The 19,227-nt window shown below is 66.7% G+C and carries 17 protein-coding genes and 2 pseudogenes; 14 read left to right on the top strand and 5 right to left on the bottom strand.

Going from position 1 to position 19,227, the window contains the following annotated elements; genetic code table 11:
* The first annotated feature begins 3 nt into the window (after positions 1-3).
* Together tsaE and EPN59_RS04120 are read left to right on the top strand one after the other, a co-directional pair.
* The gene (tsaE, locus tag EPN59_RS04125; protein ID WP_293036962.1) at positions 4-600 is read left to right on the top strand and encodes a tRNA (adenosine(37)-N6)-threonylcarbamoyltransferase complex ATPase subunit type 1 TsaE; all 597 of its coding nucleotides are present in this window, start codon (positions 4-6) and stop codon (positions 598-600) included.
* Entirely contained in the window at positions 582-2,192 is a 1,611-nt protein-coding gene (locus EPN59_RS04120) for an N-acetylmuramoyl-L-alanine amidase (RefSeq protein WP_293036964.1), read from the top strand. The genes tsaE and EPN59_RS04120 overlap by 19 nt, the downstream gene beginning before the upstream one ends.
* Before the next feature lie 25 nt (positions 2,193-2,217).
* Here the strand turns inward: EPN59_RS04120 and EPN59_RS04115 are convergent.
* A pseudogene (locus tag EPN59_RS04115) lies at positions 2,218-2,316 on the bottom strand (O-acetylserine/cysteine exporter); the annotation flags it as partial.
* Positions 2,317-2,502: 186 nt separating this feature from the next.
* Between EPN59_RS04115 and EPN59_RS04110 the strand changes: the two are divergent.
* Complete coding sequence (locus EPN59_RS04110; RefSeq protein ID WP_293036965.1) at positions 2,503-3,384, top strand: pirin family protein; 882 nt, start codon at positions 2,503-2,505, stop codon at positions 3,382-3,384.
* 151 nt (positions 3,385-3,535) lie between these two features.
* On the top strand, positions 3,536-4,384 hold the full coding sequence (gene trxA / locus EPN59_RS04105) for a thioredoxin (RefSeq protein ID WP_293036967.1): 849 nt from the start codon (positions 3,536-3,538) through the stop codon (positions 4,382-4,384).
* Between the two features lie 133 nt (positions 4,385-4,517).
* Here trxA and tcdA read toward each other — a convergent pair whose 3' ends face one another.
* On the bottom strand, positions 4,518-5,381 hold the full coding sequence (gene tcdA / locus EPN59_RS04100) for a tRNA cyclic N6-threonylcarbamoyladenosine(37) synthase TcdA (RefSeq protein WP_293036968.1): 864 nt from the start codon (positions 5,379-5,381) through the stop codon (positions 4,518-4,520).
* 208 nt (positions 5,382-5,589) lie between these two features.
* On the opposite strand from tcdA, the gene pdxH reads away from it, so the two are divergent.
* On the top strand, positions 5,590-6,231 hold the full coding sequence (pdxH, locus tag EPN59_RS04095) for a pyridoxamine 5'-phosphate oxidase (RefSeq protein ID WP_293036970.1): 642 nt from the start codon (positions 5,590-5,592) through the stop codon (positions 6,229-6,231).
* Positions 6,232-6,508: 277 nt separating this feature from the next.
* A complete protein-coding gene (locus EPN59_RS04090; RefSeq protein ID WP_293036971.1) occupies positions 6,509-7,906 on the top strand; it encodes a DUF72 domain-containing protein in 1,398 nt (465 codons plus the stop codon).
* Between the two features lie 134 nt (positions 7,907-8,040).
* Here EPN59_RS04090 and msrA read toward each other — a convergent pair whose 3' ends face one another.
* On the bottom strand, positions 8,041-8,589 hold the full coding sequence (gene msrA / locus EPN59_RS04085; protein ID WP_293036973.1) for a peptide-methionine (S)-S-oxide reductase MsrA: 549 nt from the start codon (positions 8,587-8,589) through the stop codon (positions 8,041-8,043).
* A 202-nt stretch (positions 8,590-8,791) separates the two neighbouring features.
* On the opposite strand from msrA, the gene EPN59_RS04080 reads away from it, so the two are divergent.
* Positions 8,792-9,304, top strand: coding sequence for a flavin reductase family protein (locus EPN59_RS04080; RefSeq protein ID WP_293036974.1), 513 nt, complete (start codon positions 8,792-8,794; stop codon positions 9,302-9,304).
* Between the two features lie 22 nt (positions 9,305-9,326).
* Here the strand turns inward: EPN59_RS04080 and EPN59_RS04075 are convergent, their stop codons facing one another.
* A complete protein-coding gene (locus tag EPN59_RS04075; protein WP_293036976.1) occupies positions 9,327-9,833 on the bottom strand; it encodes an Lrp/AsnC family transcriptional regulator in 507 nt (168 codons plus the stop codon).
* Between the two features lie 132 nt (positions 9,834-9,965).
* Between EPN59_RS04075 and kynB the strand changes: the two genes are divergently transcribed.
* From kynB to kynA, 3 genes are all read left to right on the top strand, one after another.
* A complete protein-coding gene (kynB, locus tag EPN59_RS04070; protein ID WP_293036977.1) occupies positions 9,966-10,604 on the top strand; it encodes an arylformamidase in 639 nt (212 codons plus the stop codon).
* Between the two features lie 50 nt (positions 10,605-10,654).
* The gene (kynU, locus tag EPN59_RS04065) at positions 10,655-11,941 is read left to right on the top strand and encodes a kynureninase (protein ID WP_293036979.1); all 1,287 of its coding nucleotides are present in this window, start codon (positions 10,655-10,657) and stop codon (positions 11,939-11,941) included.
* 106 nt (positions 11,942-12,047) lie between these two features.
* Positions 12,048-12,980, top strand: a complete 933-nt coding sequence (kynA, locus tag EPN59_RS04060; protein WP_293037012.1) for a tryptophan 2,3-dioxygenase — start codon at positions 12,048-12,050, stop codon at positions 12,978-12,980.
* A 165-nt stretch (positions 12,981-13,145) separates the two neighbouring features.
* On the opposite strand, the gene purM is transcribed toward kynA, so the two are convergent.
* Complete coding sequence (gene purM, locus EPN59_RS04055) at positions 13,146-14,207, bottom strand: phosphoribosylformylglycinamidine cyclo-ligase (RefSeq protein ID WP_293036980.1); 1,062 nt, start codon at positions 14,205-14,207, stop codon at positions 13,146-13,148.
* Positions 14,208-14,366: 159 nt separating this feature from the next.
* Here purM and EPN59_RS04050 point away from each other — a divergent pair, with 159 nt between their 5' ends.
* The 4 genes and pseudogenes from EPN59_RS04050 to pcnB all read left to right on the top strand — a co-directional run bounded on the left by EPN59_RS04050 (position 14,367) and on the right by pcnB (position 19,218).
* Positions 14,367-15,443: an AI-2E family transporter gene (locus EPN59_RS04050; RefSeq protein WP_293036981.1), complete on the top strand. Its 1,077-nt coding sequence runs from the start codon at positions 14,367-14,369 to the stop codon at positions 15,441-15,443.
* Positions 15,444-15,455: 12 nt separating this feature from the next.
* Positions 15,456-16,136: pseudogene (gene hda / locus EPN59_RS04045) on the top strand (DnaA regulatory inactivator Hda); the annotation flags it as partial.
* 716 nt (positions 16,137-16,852) lie between these two features.
* On the top strand, positions 16,853-17,539 hold the full coding sequence (locus tag EPN59_RS04040; RefSeq protein ID WP_293036983.1) for an HAD family hydrolase: 687 nt from the start codon (positions 16,853-16,855) through the stop codon (positions 17,537-17,539).
* On the top strand, positions 17,536-19,218 hold the full coding sequence (gene pcnB, locus EPN59_RS04035) for a polynucleotide adenylyltransferase PcnB (RefSeq protein WP_293036984.1): 1,683 nt from the start codon (positions 17,536-17,538) through the stop codon (positions 19,216-19,218). The genes EPN59_RS04040 and pcnB overlap by 4 nt, the downstream gene beginning before the upstream one ends.
* Positions 19,219-19,227: the final 9 nt, after the last annotated feature.

Here is a 19,227-nt window from a genome sequence, read left to right as displayed (position 1 = left end):
AGAATGTCCCTTACGTCCGTCACGTCCGGTTTCGAACACGCACAGCAACCGTTCGCTGCCATCCTGCTCGAGCGCCGCTTCGACCTCGCAAACGAAGCCGCCACCGATGCGTTCGGCGCACGCTTTGCCCATGCGCTCGAAATGCGCCGCTCACAAACGGCACAAACGGCGCAAGCCGCGCAGAACCCGCAAACACCACGCTTCGACGGCCTGCATGTGCAATTGATGGGCGAGCTTGGCGCGGGCAAGACTTCGCTCGTGCGCGCAACGCTGCGCGCACTCGGCCACGCAGGACGCGTGCGCAGCCCCACCTATACGCTCGTCGAACCCTACACGGTGGAGACGGCGAACGGCGAACTTCAGCTTTATCACTTCGATCTGTACCGGTTCAGCGATCCGGCCGAATGGGCCGACGCCGGCTTTCGCGAGTATTTCGCGGCCGGCGCGGTGTGTCTCGTCGAATGGCCGCAACGCGCGGGTGGCCTGCTCGGCGTACCGGACCTCGTGTTCTCGCTCGAACCCGGAAACTACGGCGAGGGCCGCGTGCTCACCGCCTGGGCATACAGCGCATCGGGAAAGGCATGTCTAGAAAGTTGTTAATCAAACCGTTCCGCACGATCGAATCGGCCGCCACCGCCACGCACAACTGGCGGCGCAGGCAGATCCTGAAGGCGGGCGCGTCCACGCTGGTGCTGGGCCTTGCAGCGCCGCGCCTCGCCTTCGCGACCTCGGTGGTCGGCGTGCGCGTGTGGCCCGCGCGCGATTACACGCGCGTCACGATCGAATCGGATCAGCCGCTCCAGACCACGCAGCAGACGCTGCGCGGCCCGGACCGTCTCGTCGTGGACCTCAACGGTCTCGACCTCGACGACGCCCTGAAGAATCTCGTCTCGAAGATCGCGCCGAACGATCCGCAGATCCAGTCCGTGCGCGTCGGCCAGTATCAGCCGCACGTCGTGCGCATGGTGTTCGATCTCAAGGGCTCGGTGAAGCCGCAGGTGTTCACGCTGCAGCCGGTCGGCACATACCGCTACCGGCTCGTGTTCGACCTGTACCCCGCCGTCGCGCCCGATCCGCTGATGGAACTGCTCGCGCAGACCGAGAAGAAGCAGGAACAGCTCGACGCGGGCGAGACGATGCCGCACGACGTGCCGCCTTCGACGCTCGCGGGCCCCTCGGCCGCGCCAACCGGGCCATCCGCCGATAACAGCGACGCCTTCTTCGAGCGTTACGCGCAAAACGACGGCGCAAGTCCCTCGCCCGCTGCGCCGCGCGCGCGCGCGGTGCGTCCTGCACCGTCCGCGCCGCCGGTCGTCGCACAACGCACGCCGAAGTTCGCACCGAAGTTCACACCGAAGTCCGCGCTGAAATCACCCGCAGCACCCGCCTCACCCTCGGCGCCCGCGCTCGCCCAGGACGGCGCAGAGAGCGGCGACGACAACTACGGCTTCGTCGCGCCGAAGTCGGGCAAGGGCGGCACGGTGCGTCTGTTGACCGTGACGATCGACCCCGGCCACGGCGGCGAAGACCCGGGCGCGATCGGCAGCGCGGGCACCTACGAAAAACATGTGGCGCTCGACATCGCGAAGCGGCTGCGCGCGAAGATCGACGCGCAGCCCAACATGCGCTCGATGATGACGCGCGACGCCGACTTCTTCGTGCCTTTGAACGTGCGCGTGCAGAAAGCGCGGCGCGTGGGCGCGGACCTTTTCGTGTCGATTCACGCAGACGCGTTCACGACGCCGGCCGCGCGCGGCTCGTCGGTGTTCGCGCTGTCCGAGCACGGGGCGTCGAGCGCCGCGGCGCGCTGGATGGCGAACAAGGAAAACTCGTCGGACCAGATTGGCGGCATCAACGTGCAGACCGCCGACGCCGCCGTGAACCGCGCGCTCTTCGACATGTCGACCACGGCGCAGATCCGCGATTCGATGCGCTACGGCAGCTTCGTGCTCAACGAGATCGGCGACATCAACAAGCTGCACAAGGGCTCGGTCGAGCAGGCGGGCTTCGCGGTGCTCAAGGCGCCCGACATTCCGTCGATCCTCGTCGAGACCGCGTTCATCAGCAACCCGGAGGAAGAGACGAAGCTCAACGACGACGCCTATCGCGACAAGATGGCGAACGCGATTCTCAAGGGCATCAAGCGCTATTTCGCGGCGAATCCGCCGCTCGCGAAGAACCGCATGACTTAAGACACAAGGGCGGCAAAGCGCTGCCGATCGGCGGCACGCCGTGCAGCCCCACCTTGATCACCACGAAATTCACGCCCCACGCCAGCACCACCACCAGCGCAAGCAACAGATCCTTTGGCGACATCGCACGCTCCAGGTCATTCCAGCCGGATTAGCGAGTGTACCGGGAGCGGCGCACCTCCGCAGCACCCCCGCAGCAGCCTGTATGGACGGGCGCTAGAATGTGGACTCGCCCGCATGGCCGCGCGCGCAAGCCGCGCCTGCCGCCGTCTCCCGCTTTCCGTGCTATCCGACCGTCAAGGAAGCTTTCATGTCCTCATCGATCAAAGTGGTCCTCAAGCCTCACACGCGCGACATCGGCAACCTGCTCGTCCGACGCGTGCTCCCCGCACTTGCTGCGCGCCTCGTCGGGCCGTTCATCTTCTTCGATCACATGGGCCCGGCCACGCTCGAAGCGGGTTCGGGCGTCGACGTGCGGCCGCACCCGCACATCGGCCTCGCCACCGTCACCTATCTCTTCGACGGCACGTTCATGCATCGCGACAGCATCGGCTCGCAGCAGAAGATCGTCCCCGGCGATGTGAACTGGATGACCGCCGGGCGCGGCATCGTTCACTCGGAGCGCACGCCGCAGGAAGATCGCGCGACGGGCTCGACCATCCACGGCATCCAGACGTGGGTGGCGCTGCCGCTGGATCACGAAGACACCGATCCGTCGTTCTTCCATCACGCCGCGGCCACGCTGCCCGAACTCCGGCGCAACGGCGTCACGCTGCGCGTGATCGCGGGCACGGCGTTCGGCGAGACTTCGCCTGTCGAAACCTTTTCGGGCACGCTCTACGTCGCCGCCAGCTTCGCGCCGGGCGGCGCCATCGCGCTCGAACCCGAGCACGAGGAGCGCGGCGTGTATCTCGTCGAGGGCGATCTGTCGATCGACGGCGTACCGCTCGAAGCCACGACGATGGCCGTGCTCGAACCGGACGAGACCGTCACGCTCGCGAGCACGAACGGGGCGCGCGTGATGCTGCTCGGCGGCGAAAGGCTGGAGGGCGAGCGCTTCATCGAATGGAACTTCGTGGCCAGTTCGCGCGAGAAGATCGAAGCCGCGAAGGCCGCCTGGACGCGCCAGGAAATGGGACAGGTTCCCGGCGAAACCGAATGGATTCCGCTGCCGGAAAAGAAGCCGCGGTGAATGGCGCATAAGCGCCGGACAATCACCGGACGAACGGCGCGCATGCGCGCGCCGGATGCCGGGAGCAGAGTACAGGGTGCAGGGTGCCGATTGAACTCGAACGTTTCGTCTCCAACTGAAGGCGAGACAGATTGAACCCGACGAGGACGCAATGGATACCACGCTGGCCACTTTTGAAAAAGACGTGATCGAGGCATCGACGCTCGCACCGGTGCTGATCGACTTCTGGGCGCCATGGTGCGGCCCGTGCAAGACGCTCGGGCCGCTGCTCGAAAAGCTCGAAGCCGAATACGCGGGCAAATGGAAGCTTGCGAAAGTGAACGTCGACGAAAACCAGGAACTCGCCACGCACTTCCAGGTGCGCAGCATTCCGCACGTTGTCGCTTTCGTCGACGGACGGCCCGTCGATCAGTTCATCGGCGTGCTGCCCGAAGGCCAGTTGCGCCAGTTCATCGACGGACTGATTCCGGACGCCGCCGAAGCCGAGCGCCGCGCGGCGCAGGAAGCGCTCGCAGAAGGCCGCCGCGACGAAGCCTACGAAGCGCTGCAAGCCGCGCTCGCCTACGATCCGGGCCACGACGAAGCGCGCATGGACCTGATCGAGCTGCTGCTCGCCGACAATCGCGGCGACGACGCGCGCGCGGAAGTCGAGTTGCTTTCGCCGAAGATCACGCAGGGCATCGATCCGCGCTTCAACGCGATCAAGACGCGCCTCGACACACTCGACGCCGCGCTCGACCTGCCGCCCACCGACGCGCTCGAAGCCCAGGTGGCCGCGCATCCGGCGGATCTGGAGGCGCGCTTCGATCTCGCGAACGCGCTGATCGCGCGACACAAATTTCCGGGCGCACTCGAGCAGCTACTGGAAATCGTGAAGCTCGACCGCACGTTCCGCGACGACATCGGCCGCAAGACGATGCTTTCGGTGTTCGATCTCGCGGCGCATCAGCCGCAGCTCGTGAGCGAATGGCGCCGCAAGCTGAGCGCGGTGCTCAATTGATCTGAAGCACCGCCCGCACGGCGACTTTCAGCACAACGCACGCAGTCAAAACGAAAAACGCACGGCCTTGCACGGGCCGTGCGTTTTTTTGCGCGCGAGGAAACGGCGTGGATCGTCAGCGTGATCAGAGTGATCAGCGCGCCGTCGCAGCGTGCGCAATCGTGCGCAACACGTGCGCCGCCGCCGCGAAACCGAAGCTCGCCGTCACGCACACGCTCGATCCAAAGCCCGCGCAGTTCAGGCCGACCGGCGCGTGATGCCCCGGCGACGTCACGACGTGCTCGGCCTCGGGATCGACGTCGCACACGGCGGCTTCGGGATAGATGAGCGGCTCGTCCGAATACACGGCGCTCACCTTGAACCTGGCCTTCGGCCCGCGCGGAAAGCCGTGGTGCTTGCGCAACTGGCCGCGCACCTTCGAGAGCAGCGGGTCCTGGATCGTCAGCGCGAGATCGTCGATGCGGATGCGCGTCGGGTCGAGCTGCCCGCCCGCGCCGCCCACGGTGATGAGCGGCTGCCGGTGCTCCACGCACCATGCGATCAGCGCCGTTTTCGTGCGCACGCTGTCGATTGCGTCGATCACGTAGTCGAAACCGCCGCCGAGTACCGCATCGAAATTCGACGGCTCGACGAAATCCTCGACGAGCCGCACATCGCAGTCCGGGTCGATCAGCCTGATGCGCTCGGCCATGGCCTCGACCTTCGGCTTGCCGTAATTGCCGTCGAGTGCGTGGATCTGGCGGTTGGTGTTGCTTTCGGCGACGTTGTCGAGGTCGATCAGCGTGAGCGTACCGATCGCGCTGCGCGCGAGCGCCTCGGCGACCCACGACCCGACCCCGCCGATGCCGATCACGGCGACGTGCGCGTGCTCGAACGCGGCAAGCGCCGGTGCGCCGTAAAGCCGCGCGACGCCGCCGAAGCGGCGGGCACGGTCGGCTTCTTCAGCCGCCGGGAGCGCGGTAAGATCCGTTTGCGGCGAAATCGGGGTACTGGACATGACGGTAGCAGTTCAAAAGCGGACCGCACGCAACCTGCCGCGGTCCAGGCGAGACCCGTATTTTGCCTGATCGGACGCGATTCGCTGAGCACCGGCACACGCCGGGCCCCGCGCCTCGCATGTGACGCCGCTGCGGTGTGACATGCGGCGCGCGCAGCAGGTTGCGTCCTTCGCCCTATTTGTCCGCACGGAAGTGCCTGCCTAAAACATGACGACTCTCGCCGACCTCCGCAAGACCTACTCGCTCGGCTCGCTCGATGCCGCCGATGTCGATCCCGATCCCATCCGCCAGTTCCAGACCTGGCTTGCCCAGGCGCTCGACGCGAAACTGCCCGAGCCCAACACGATGACCGTCGCGACCGTCGACGCCGAAGGCCGTCCGAGCGCGCGCATCCTGCTCATCAAGGGCGTCGATGAACGCGGCTTCGTGTTCTACACGAACTACGAAAGCCGCAAGGGCCACGATCTCATCGCCAATCCGCACGCGTGCCTGCTCTTTTACTGGATCGAGCTGGAGCGCCAGGTGCGCATCGACGGCAAGGTCGAGAAGACCACCGACGCCGAAAGCGACGAGTATTTCCACTCCCGGCCGCTTGGCTCGCGCATCGGCGCGTGGGCGTCGCAACAGAGCGCCGTGATCGGCAGCCGAGCGGAGCTTGAAGCGCGCGAGCGCGAGTTCGCCGCGAAGTTCGGCGAGAATCCGCCGCGCCCGCCGCACTGGGGCGGCTTCCGGCTCGTGCCGGATACCGTCGAATTCTGGCAGGGCCGCCCGTCGCGGCTGCATGACCGTATCCGTTATTCGCGCGAGAGCGAGGGCGCGGCGTGGCGCATCGAGCGCCTCGCGCCGTAAGCGCCCGGTAGCGGCGGGCTGGCTGGGCTGCGGCGCGGCTGGCCTGCCTGGTTGAACCGCCTGGTTGAGCCGCCTGGTTGAGCCGCCTGGTTAGACAACGCGATTGGCGCGCGCAGTTGGTCCGCGCAGAACTTCCGCGCGATGCGCTCGCGCCGCATGGGTGTGATCTCACCGGCTGCGCGATCCGGCAAACCACGGGCGGTTGACGCCGGGCGCACACGACCGCACCATGCGCACACGCCCGACGTCTGGGCGCAGAACTTCGAGGCGCACACGCATGAACGACCGAGACGCCCCGGCCCCGGCAGCCACTATCGACACGACGGACGAAGCGCATAGCGCCGCCGAGGCCGCCACGTCCAACACGTCCGATGAGCCGCAAGCCGATCTGTTCGGCTTCATCGCACCTGAACCGGCACCTGAACCGGCGCCGAAAACGCCCGCGCCCCGGCCGCCGCGCGCGAAGCGCGAGCCTGAGCCCGCGCCCATCACCGCTGAATTCGCCGAATTCGCAGGATTCCCCGCAGCGAGCGCAGCCCGCACGGCCGCGCCGCCCGCCCCGAAGCGCCGCGCGCGCGGCGTCCTCCCGGTCGTGGCCGACGAAGCCACGCTCGCCCTCGCCGCCGGATTGCCGCCGCAGGTGCGCCTCGGCACGTCGTCGTGGTCGTTTCCGGGCTGGCGCGGCATTGTCTACGGCGACGACTACAGCAACGCCAAACTGGCCCGCGACGGGCTGACGGCCTACGCCGTGCATCCGCTGCTGCGATCCGTCAGCATCGACCGGTCCTTCTACGCGCCGCTTTCCATCGCCGAGTACCTGCGCTACGCGCAGCAGGTGCCCGATCACTTCCGCTTCATCGTGAAAGCGCCCGCCTCGATCACCGACGCCAGCGTGCGCGCCGAGCGCGGCGAACCGGTCGCGGCCAACCCGTGCTTCCTGAACGCGCAACTGGCAACGAGCGAGTTCGTCGAGCCGTGCCTGGCCGGGCTCGGCGCAAAGGCCGGCGCGCTCGTATTCCAGTTCCCGCCGCTGCCCGATCAGCTGCTCGCCGATCCAGCCGCGTTCGTCGAGCGCCTCCACGCGTTCCTGATGGCGCTGCCGCCGCTGCCGCCCACGCCTGATGGCCCGTGCTACGCCGTCGAGATCCGCGATGCGAGCCTGCTCACGCCGCGCTTCGTGCGCATGCTGCGCGCGGCAGGCGCGCGTTACTGTGTGGGGCTGCACGCGCGCATGCCGGACCCGCTGCGTCAGGCCGCGGCGCTCGCGCTGATGGACGGCGAAACGCCCGCCGGTCCGCTGATCGTGCGCTGGAACCTGCACAGCGGCTTTCGCTACGAACAGGCGAAGGCGCGTTACGAACCGTTCGACAAGCTCGTCGACGAAGACCCGCACACGCGCGACGCACTCGCGGAACTAGCCGCGCGCTACGCGCTTGCAGGGCAGAGCGTGCTGATCACGACGAACAACAAGGCGGAGGGCTCGTCGCCGCTGTCGTGCGCGAAGCTGGCGCAAGCTATCGCCGACGAGTTTTTGCGGTTACAGGGGGAAATAACACAAGGGGCGCAGGAGGTACACGCGGCACACGTGGCGCACGGCGAAGCCGAAGCCGCTCAAGAGGAGCACCGCGCGACCGCTCACCCTGGCCACGACGAGCCGGGCGCAGCAGACGACTAACAACCGACGACCAACGAATGCGGCTGCGCCCGCACCCCGCGTCGGCGCAAAAAAAAGAGCGGGAAACGTCCATGCGCCCCGCTCCTTCGGAACCCGCGAACACCGCGCAGAGCGCAGCGTCACGTCACATCAAATCACTCCGGCTTGAGCCGGTGCACGAACTTCTGCCGGAATTTGGCGACCTTCGGCGCGACCACCGCCGCGCAATAGCCCTGATCCGCGTGCTGCGCGAAGTAGTTCTGGTGATACGCCTCGGCGGGGAAATAGTTGCCGTCGAGCGGCTGCACCTGGGTGACGATCTGCCCGTCGAACACGCCTTCCGCTGCGATCTCGCGGATCGCCTGCAGCGCCGTCTCGCGCTGCGCCGCCGAGTGCGTGAAGATCACCGAGCGATACTGCTCGCCGACGTCGTTGCCCTGCCGGTCGAGCTGGGTGGGATCGTGGATGCCGAAGAAGATGTCGAGAATCTCGCGGTAGCCGATCCTCACCGGATCGAACGTCACGTTGACGACCTCCGCATGCCCCGTCTGGCCGTCGCAGACCTGCTCGTAGGTCGGGTTGGCGACATGGCCGCCCGCGTAGCCCGACTCCACCGCAAGCACGCCTTCCACGCGCAGATACACGGCTTCGAGGCACCAGAAACATCCGCCGCCAAGCGTGGCCGTTTCGACTGTCTGATTCATGCTGCTCACTCCTTGAATGCGGTCCGCCAGACGCGACCGGGGCTGGAAACAGCCGTGCCAGCCGGGCGGCCATCGGCTGCTTCCGCTAGAATTGCGACAATTCGTCGCTCTTTCACATGATGTTGATTCCGACTTTCACTTTCCTCGCACCGCGTACGCCGCGTGCACCGCGTGCGCGCCCCGCAAACGGAGCCGCGCTCCGATGACCCGCCGCGCCAGTCCGCCCAATTTCGACGACGCTGCCTTTCGCCGCGCGCTCGGCCAGTTTGCGACCGGCGTCACGGTAATCACGACACGCGCGCCCGACGGCCCGCTGATCGGCATCACCGCGAGTTCGTTCAACTCCGTATCGATGAATCCGCCGCTCGTGCTGTGGAGCCTCGCGACGCGTTCGGCGTCGATGTCGGTGTTCCGCGCGAACAGCCATTATGTGGTGAATGTGCTCGCCGCGTCGCAGCTCGACCTGTGCAAGCGTTTTGCGACGGTGAAGGGCGACCGGTTCGCAGGCGTCGCGCACGCGGCCGGCGACAGCGGCATGCCCGTGCTCGATGGCGCACTCGCCTGGTTCGAGTGCCACAACCGCAGCCGCTATGAAGAAGGCGACCACGTGATCTTCGTCGGCGAAGTCGAGCGCTGCGGCGTGTGCGAGGACCTCGCCCATGCGCCGCCGCTCGTCTACCACGGCGGCGGCTTCCACCAGATCGAGCCGCTCTGAGCACATGCGGGCACTGCCCGCCTCACGCCACGGCGCTCTTCGGCTCCCGCTGCTGGATCAGATCGACGGGGACGCCCGACTCCGCCTTCAGCGTCGTGAGGACGATGTTCGAGCGGATGTCCATCACGCCCGGCGCCTTGTACAGCTTGTTGAGCACGAAATCGGAATAGTGCTTGAGATTGTGGGCGAGCACACGCAGCAGGTAATGCGTCTCGCCCGTCACGACATACGCGCCCACCACCTCCGGCCAGTCGCGCAGCGCGCTCACGAAGCGCTCGTGCCAGCTTTCCTGGTCGTTGCGCATCGATACCTGCACGAACGCCTCCATCTCGAAGCCGAGAATCTCCCGGTTCAGGCACGCGCGATAGCGCTCCACCACACCCTGTTCTTCCAGTAGCCGCAGCCTGCGCAGGCACGCCGATGGCGAGAGCGAAATGCGTTCGGCAAGATCGAGGTTGCTGATTCTGCCCTCGTTTTGCAGCACCGCGAGAATACGGCAATCGGTAGCATCGAGCGAGATTGCATTCATATTTGGTCCCCTTTCCCGGCTTGTTGTGAATTATCTGCCAACAGTTATAGCTCGCGGCGTTTTTTAAGCAAGCACATTTCACTCCAGCTTGCCTATCATTCGAAGCATAGACTGCGCATCTGGATCAACGTCATGAACAATATCTGGGATATTTCCCCGCCGATCCATCCCGGCACGCCCGTCTGGCCCGGCGATACGCCGGTCGGCGTGGAACGCGTCTGGCGCATGGAGGCCGGTTCGCCGGTGAATGTCGCACGCGTGACGCTCTCGCCGCACACGGGCGCGCACACCGACGCGCCGCTGCACTACGACGAAGACGGCGCGCCGATCGGCGCGGTCGCGCTCGACGCCTATCTCGGCGCGTGCCGCGTGATCCATTGCATCGGCGCCGCGCCGCTCGTGCTGCCCGCGCACATCGCGCATGCACTCGACGATCTGCCGCCGCGCGTGCTGCTGCGCACCTATGCGCAGGCGAGCGTCGAGCGTTGGGACAGCGCGTTCTGCGCGGTCGCGCCCGAGACAATCGATCTGCTGGCCGCGCGCGGCGTGCGGCTGATCGGCATCGACACGCCATCGCTCGATCCGCAGGATTCGAAGACGATGGACGCACATCACCGAATTCGTGCGCATCGCATGGCGATTCTCGAAGGCATCGTGCTCGACGCCGTCGCGCCGGGCGACTACGAGCTGATCGCGCTGCCGCTCAAATTCGCCACGCTCGATGCGAGCCCCGTGCGCGCCGTGCTGCGCGCGCTGCCTCGCACGGCATAGACCGTCCTCGAATTTCATCACCGATGCCAACCGCCCACATGCAAACGCTCATGACAAACAGGAACGACGCACGAAACGAAGCGCACAACAAAACGCGCACCGAAGCCGAAGCATTCGATCGCGCCGATCCGCTCGCGGCCCTGCGCGACCAGTTCGCGCTCGCACCCGACACGATCTACCTCGACGGCAACTCGCTCGGCGTGCCGCCCAAAGCCGCCGCCGCACGTGCGCAGGCCGTGATCGGCGCCGAATGGGGCGACGGCCTGATCCGCAGCTGGAACACGGCGGGCTGGTTCGCGCTGCCGCGCCGGCTCGGCAACAAGCTGGGCGCGCTGATCGGCGCAGCCGAGGACGAGGTGGTCGTCACCGATACGATCTCGGTGAATCTCTTCAAGGTGCTTTCGGCGGCGCTGCGCATGCAGGCCGAACGCGATCCGAAGCGCCGCGTGATCGTCTCCGAGCGCGCGAATTTCCCGACCGATCTTTACATCGCGCAGGGCCTCATCGAACAGCTCGACCGAGGCTATGAACTGCGCCTCGTCGACGATCCCGCCGAGCTGCCCGCTGCGCTCACCGACGACGTCGCCGTCGCGATGATTACGCACGTGAACTACCGCACGGGCTACATGCACGACATGGCCGCGCTCACCGAACTGATCCACGCACGCGGCGCGCTCGCGCTGTGGGACCTCGCGCATTCGGCGGGCGCGGTCGGCGTCGCGCTGAACGACGCAAACGCCGACTACGCCGTGGGCTGCACCTACAAGTACCTCAACGGCGGCCCGGGCTCGCCCGCGTTCGTCTGGGTGCCCAGACGGCACCAGAACGCCTTCTCGCAGCCGCTATCGGGCTGGTGGGGCCACAAGAAGCCGTTCGAGATGAGCCCCGACTACCGCCCGGACGACGGCATTGGCCGCTTCCTGTGCGGCACGCAGCCGATCGTTTCGATGGCGCTCGTCGAATGCGGTCTCGATGTGTTCCTGCAGACCGGCATGGCAGCGGTGCGCCGCAAGTCGCTCGCGCTGACCGATCTCTTTATCGAACTCGTCGAGACGCGCTGCGCGGGCCTCGACCTCACGCTCGTCACGCCGCGCGAGCACGCGCAGCGCGGCTCGCACGTGAGCTTCGAGCACCCGCATGGCTATGAGGTGATGCAGGCGCTGATCGCGCACGGCGTGATCGGCGACTATCGCGAGCCGGGCGTGCTGCGCTTCGGCTTCACGCCGCTCTACGTGCGTTTCGTGGATGTGTGGGACGCCGTCGAAACGCTGCGCGACGTGCTCACGACCGAATCCTGGCGCAAGCCCGAATTCGCCGCGCGCGGCGCGGTGACCTGATTGAACCTGATTGAAACTGATTGACATGGAATGGGACGCGGCGTTGACGAGCCAGGTCCCATAAAAAAAGGAGACGAACTTGACCGATCACATGCAGATTCCCGGCATGCCGGACGCCATCGACGCCGCGGCTGCGCCGCGCGGCACCTGCCCCGGCGCGAGCGCGCCGGCAGCGGCGAGCACAGCAGGCACAACGGGTACAGAAGGCTTAGCAGGCGAAGCTGGCTGGCACGACGCCAAGCTCGATTTTTCGAAGTCGATGAGCTACGGCGACTACCTCGCGCTCGATGCGGTGCTGAACGCGCAGCATCCGCTCTCGCCCGACCACAACGAGATGCTGTTCATCGTGCAGCATCAGACGAGCGAGCTATGGATGAAGCTCGCGCTGTACGAACTGCGTGCGGCGCTCGCGAACGTGCATCGCGATGAACTGCCGCCCGCCTTCAAGCAACTGGCGCGCGTGTCGCGGATCATGGAGCAGCTCGTGCAGGCGTGGAACGTGTTGTCGACGCTCACGCCTTCCGAGTACACGGCGATGCGGCCTTACCTCGGCAGTTCTTCCGGGTTTCAGTCGTACCAGTACCGGCAGATCGAATTTCTGCTCGGCAACAAGAATATGCAGATGCTCAAGCCGCACGAGCACCGGCCCGAGATTCTGAAGCAGGTGAAAGACACGCTGGAAGCGCCCTCGTTCTACGACGAAGTGATCCGCCTGCTCGCGCGGCGCGGATTCGCCATCGCGCCGGAGCGGCTCACGCGCGACTGGACGCTGCCCACCGCGCACGATCCGTCCGTCGAAGCCGCCTGGCTCGAAATCTATCGCAACCCTTCGCAGTACTGGGACTTGTATGAGATGGCCGAGGAACTTGTCGATCTCGAAGACGCGTTCCGGCAGTGGCGGTTTCGCCACGTGACGACCGTCGAGCGGATCATCGGCTTCAAGCAGGGCACGGGCGGAACGAGCGGCGCGCCTTATCTGCGCAAGATGCTCGATATCGTGCTGTTCCCCGAGCTTTGGCACGTGCGCACGGTGCTGTAACGCAGTCAGCGCGTACGCTGAAGCGCCCTGAAACGCCCTGAAACGACTTCGCGCCGGTGAGGCAAGCCCTGATGGGCCGACCTCACCGGCGCGAATTTTTTCAAGCCGATCGATCAAGCGAATTCAGCGGGTTCAGCGCGGGTTCAGCGCTTAAGGCGAGCCGTCTTAGACCACCACGGTCTGCGCTTCGCCAGCCTTGCTCTCGCGTACGAAGCCGATCTTCCACACCTGCTCGCCTGCGGCGGCGAGCTGCGCGACGGCCTGATCGGCCTGATCAGCGGACACGACGACGGCCATGCCGATGCCGCAGTTGAACACGCGATGCATCTCCGCATCGGCGACGCCGCCGTGCTGCTGCAGCCACGAAAAGAGCGGCGGCAGCGTCCAGGCGTTGTGATCGAGTTCGGCAGTGAGACCTTCGCGCAGCACGCGCGGAATGTTCTCGACAAGCCCGCCGCCCGTGATGTGCGCCATGCCCTTCACCGTCACCTGCTGCATCAGCGCGAGCAGCGGCTTCACGTAGATGCGCGTGGGCGCCATCAGTGCGTCGGCGAGCGAGCGGCCGTGGAAGTCGGCGTTGAGATCCGGGTTCGCGCGCTCGATGATCTTGCGCACGAGCGAGAAGCCGTTCGAATGGATGCCGCTCGAAGCGAGGCCCAGCACGACGTCGCCCGGGGCGATCATGCTGCCGTCGATGATCCTGCTTTTCTCGACCGCACCGACCGCGAAGCCCGCGAGGTCGTATTCGCCGTCCGGGTACATGCCCGGCATTTCGGCGGTTTCGCCGCCGATCAGCGCGCAACCCGACAGCTCGCAGCCGTACGCGATGCCTTTCACGACCGTCGCGGCCGTGTCGACATCGAGCTTGCCGCACGCGAAATAATCGAGGAAGAAGAGCGGTTCGGCGCCTTGCACGAGGATGTCGTTGACGCTCATCGCGACGAGATCCTGGCCGACCGTGTCGTGTTTGTTCAGATGAAAGGCGAGGCGCAGCTTGGTGCCCACGCCGTCGGTGCCCGACACGAGCACGGGCTCCTTGTACTTCTTCGGCACTTCGAACAGCGCGCCGAACCCGCCGATGCCGCCCATCACGCCTTCGCGCAGCGTCTTCTTCGCGAAGGGCTTGATGCGATCGACGAGCGCGTCGCCCGCGTCGATGTCCACGCCCGCATCGCGGTACGAGAGGCCCTGGGCGCCGGCGGCCTGGTCGGATTTCGGTTGATTCATGGGGAAGTGCCAGAAGGTCGGTAAAATGCGATTTTAACCGATTGACGGCACCTCGCCGCCGCTGCCTGGCCGCAAATTGCATACGCGGCAGCGTCCCAAACGACCTGAATGGCCCGAATAGTCCCATCGCGGCCCGCCCAACGACCGGAAAGCCATCCCTTGTCACCGAATACACCGATTTTGACGCCGTACCAGCGCCAGGCCCTCATCTGGGCCGGGCTGGCGCTCGCCTTCGGCATCGTGCTGTGGCTGCTGCGGCCGGTCCTCACGCCGTTCCTGCTCGGCGCGATCATCGCCTACATCCTGCAGCCGGGCGTGGCGTGGTTCGTGCGCCACCGCGTGCCGCGCAGCCTCGCCGCGCTCGTCATGATCCTGCTGTTCGCGCTCGCCGTGACGATGCTGGTCGTGCTGCTGCTCGCCGTGATCCAGAAAGAAGGGCCACAGCTCAAGCAACAGGTGCCGGTGATGTTCAACCACCTGCACGACTGGCTCACGCCCAAACTCGCGCTGCTCGGCATGCAGGACACGCTCGACTTCCAGAGCCTGCGCGATCTCGCGACGAGCAAGCTCGAAGCCAGCGCACAGTCGATTGCGCTCTACGCCTGGGCATCGGTGCGCACGAGCAGCGACGTGATGATCTCGCTCGTCAGCAACCTCGTGCTGGTGCCGCTCGTCCTGTTCTATCTGCTCTACGACTGGAACGCGATGCTCGCGCGCCTGCAGATCTTCATCCCGCGCCGCTGGTTCGCGCGCACGATGGAGCTGGCGGGCGAAATGGACCGCATGCTCGCGCAATACCTGCGCGGCCAGTTGCTCGTGATGGCGATTCTCGCGGCGTTCTACGCGATCACGCTCTCCATCGCGGGCTTCGAAGTCGCGCTGCCGGTCGGCATCTTCACGGGCCTCGCCGTGCTGATCCCCTATCTCGGCTACGCGACCGGCCTCGTGCTCGCGCTGATCGCCGCGCTCCTGCAGTTCGGCAACTGGTACGGCTTCGGCGCGGTCGCGCTCGTCTATGGCATCGGACAGATCCTCGAAGGCTTCTTCCTCACGCCGCGCCTCGTCGGCGAGCGCATCGGGCTGCATCCGCTCGCGGTGATCTTCGCGTTGCTCGCCTTCGGGCAACTCTTCGGTTTCTTCGGGGTGCTGCTGGCGCTGCCCGCAAGCGCGATCCTCTCGGTCGCGCTGCGCGAGCTGCGCCGCAGTTACCTCGATAGCGCGCTTTACAAGAACTGATTTACGCCCACCGTGCAGCGACAGCTAACGCTCGATCTCGGCACCCCGCCGCCATCGACCTTCGACAACTTCCACACCGGCGCCAACACGGAGCTGGTCGCGCACCTGCGCGGGCTCGACAGCGCGCTCGCAGCCGGTCCCGTCGCCGACCGCACCTTCTACGTCTGGGGCGAGCCCGGCAGCGGGCGCAGCCATCTGCTGCACGCGCTCGTCCACGCAACGCCGTCGGGCGAGGCGCGGTATCTCGGGCCGCAGAGTGCGCTCGCGGCGTTCGGCTTCGATCCGCGCGTGGCGATCTACGCCGTGGACGATTGCGACGCGCTCTCGGGCGCGCAGCAGATCGCGCTCTTCAACCTGTTCAACGAAGTGCGCGCGCACCCGACCTGCGCGCTCGTCGCGACCGGCCGCGCGGCGCCGATGGGTCTCGCGGTGCGCGAGGACCTGCGCACGCGGCTGGGCTGGGGGCTCGTGTTCCACCTCGCGCCGCTCGCCGACGCCGACAAATCCAGCGTGCTGAAGCGGGCGGCACGCGAGCGCGGCATCGCGCTCGCCGACGACGTGCCCGCCTACCTGCTCACGCACTTCCGGCGCGACATGCCGAGCCTGATGGCGCTGCTCGACGCGCTCGACCGCTTTTCGCTCGAACAGAAGCGCGCGGTGACGCTGCCGCTGTTGCGCACGATGCTCGCGGCGGGGCTGCCCACGGACGGCGGCGCCGCCGTCGCGGCGGCGGCTGCAGCAGCGGCAGGCGGTTTCGATGACGGCATCGACGGCGAACTCGATCTGTTCTCCGTCGATCCGGCGTTGGCTCCGGGCGCGGATGACGGCAGCGAAAGCGGCCCGGCAAGCGATGACATCGGCGGCGAGCGCATGCCATCCGCACAAGCCGATGCTTCCGCCAGCCCCGCCGCGCCCTACGAACCGGCGCGTGCACCGGCCTCGCAGCCGCGTGCGCCGCAACCGGCGCCGTTTGCCACGCCGACCGACAGCGTCGACGGCGAACTCGGCGCGAGCTTTCGCGACGTCGTCGAGCGCGAACTGGGCGGCGAGCTCACGGGCGAAGTCGATGCCGACGTCAGCGGCGAACTGAACGGCGAACTCGGCGGCGAACTGAGCGGCGAACCCGGCGGCGAACTGAGCGGAGAACCCAGCGGCGAACTGAGCAGCGAACCGAACGGCGAACCGGGCGGAGCACCAGGCAGCGACCCAAGCGCAGAACCCGGCGGCAACCCCGACACAGCAGCAACCGACACAACCGAAGCAGCAGCACAAAGCACGCCGCACGCGCCCGCCGAGCCTCGCGCGCGCGTCGGCGACGGCCCGTCAGCCACCCCCGCCTCCGACGCGCAGCAAGCAGGCGAACCGGCGGCGGCCAACGGCTTTATCCGCTTCAAGTAAAATGAGCGCCCATGGCTAACCTTGCACTTTTCGATCTCGATCACACGCTGATCCCAACCGACAGCGACCACGAATGGGGCCGCTTCATGGTGAAGCTCGGCATTGTCGACGCCGAGCGCTTCAACGAGCAGAACGACCGCTTCTTCGCCGACTACAAGGCCGGCGTGCTCGACATCCACGCGTATCTCATCGCCATGCTCACGCCGCTCTCGAAGCACTCGCGCGCCCAGCTCAAGGAATGGCACGATCAGTACATGCACGAAGTCATCAAGCCGGCGATCGTTCCGGCTGCCATCGAACTCGTGCGCCAGCACAAGGACGCGGGCGACCTCTGCTGCATGGTGACGGCGACCAACGAATTCATCACGGGCCCGATTGCCGGGGTGTTCGGCGTCGACAAGCTGATCGCCTGCGAGGCCGAAACGGTGGACGGCCATCCGGACTCGCCTTATACGGGCCGTCCGACCGGCACGCCGAGCTACCGCGAAGGCAAGATCGTGCGCACCGAGGCGTGGCTCGCGTCGCTCGGCAAGACGTGGTCGGACTTCGAGCACAGCTATTTCTACAGCGACTCGCATAACGACATCCCGCTGCTCGAAAAAGTGACCGACCCGATCGCGACCAATCCCGACGCCACGCTGCGCGCACATGCACAGGCGGCTGGCTGGCGCATCCTCGATTTGTTCCAGGCATCGTGATCAAAAAACTCATCCGCAAGCTATTCGGCCAGGACAGCACGTCCGCCACGGCCGCAGACGATGCATCGACCGGCGCGGCGTCCGCGCCGTCGCACGACGACACCGCTCCCCGCACCCGCCGCAAACCGGCCGCTGGTGCCACGACTGCCACGACTACCGCTGCTGGCGAGGCCACGACGAAGTCCCGCTCCCGCACGGCCGCGAAGGGTTCGGGCAGAAACGCCGGGCCGATCGCGCCCGTCGTCCTTCCCGCCGACATCCACGGCATCGACCCCGCACTGATCTCGAAGAACGCGGTCCGCGTGACCGAGGGGCTCCAGCAAGCCGGTTTTCGCGCGTTCATCGTGGGCGGCGCGGTGCGCGACCTGCTGCTCGGCGTCGCGCCGAAGGACTTCGACGTCGCCACCGACGCCACGCCCGACCAGGTGCAGAAGCTCTTTCGCCGCGCGCGCATCATCGGCCGGCGCTTCCAGATCGTGCACGTGCAGTTCGGCCAGGAAATCATCGAAGTCTCGACGTTCCGCGCGCTGGTCGATCCGCCTGCGCCCTCTGCACCCTCTGCGAGCGCCGCGCCCGCGAAGCGCCTGCACCGCGACGAACTCGACCGCCGCACGCATGCGGTGGACGCGAGCGGCCGCGTGCTGCGCGACAACGTCTGGGGCGAGCAGCACGAAGACGCCACGCGCCGCGACTTCACGATCAACGCGATGTACTACGACCCGGCCACGCAGACCGTGCTCGACTATCACAACGGGATGGCCGACATGCGCGCCCATCTGTTGCGGATGATCGGCGATCCGGCCACGCGCTATCGCGAGGATCCGGTGCGCATGATGCGCGTGGTGCGCTTCGCGGCGAAGCTCGACTTCGAGATCGAGGAGCGCACGCGCGAGCCGATCAAGGAACTCGCCGACCTCATCAACAACGTCCCGGCCGCGCGTCTCTTCGACGAGATGCTCAAGCTGCTGCTGTCGGGCTACGCGCTCGACTGCGTCAAGTGGCTGCGCAAGGAAGGTCTGCATCATGGCCTCCTGCCGCTGCTCGACGTGATCCTCGAGCAGCCGCAGGGCGAGCGTTTCATCTCGCTTGCGCTGTCGAGCACCGACGCGCGCGTGCGCGCGGGCAAGCCGGTCTCGCCGGGCTTCCTGTTCGCGACGCTGCTCTGGCACGACGTCCAGCAGCGCTGGCAGCAATACACGGCCGAGGGCGAATTCCCCGTGCCCGCGATCCATCACGCGATGGACGACGTGATCGAGGCGCAAACGGAGAAGCTCGCGATCCACCGCCGCTATTCGTCGGACATGCGCGAGATCTGGAGCCTGCAGCAGCGCCTCGAAAAGCGCGGCCGCAGCGCGATCAAGCTGCTGGAACACCCTCGTTTCAGAGCGGGGTATGATTTCCTGCTGTTGCGCTGCGAGTCGGGCGAACTCGACGCCGAGGTCGGCGGCTGGTGGACGGATTTCATCAGCGGCGACCCGGCCGCGCGCGAAACGCTGCTCGCCGCGGGCGGCAAGGAACGCGCGCCGCGCAAGCGCCGCCGCCGCGGCGGTGCGAAGAACCGCAGGTCCGCCGGGGAAGCCGGACATGACGCTGGCGATGCAGGCGGCGCAGATGGCACGGGCGGCGAAAGCACCGGCGCGCCGGAGCGTGCCGGCCATGACGGTCAGTACGAGGATTGAGCAAGGACT

The organism is Paraburkholderia sp., assembly GCF_004298475.1.
Lineage (GTDB): Bacteria > Pseudomonadota > Gammaproteobacteria > Burkholderiales > Burkholderiaceae > Paraburkholderia > Paraburkholderia denitrificans.
Note: the sequence above shows the minus strand (reverse complement) of the source record. Positions and strands in the feature narration are given on the sequence as shown.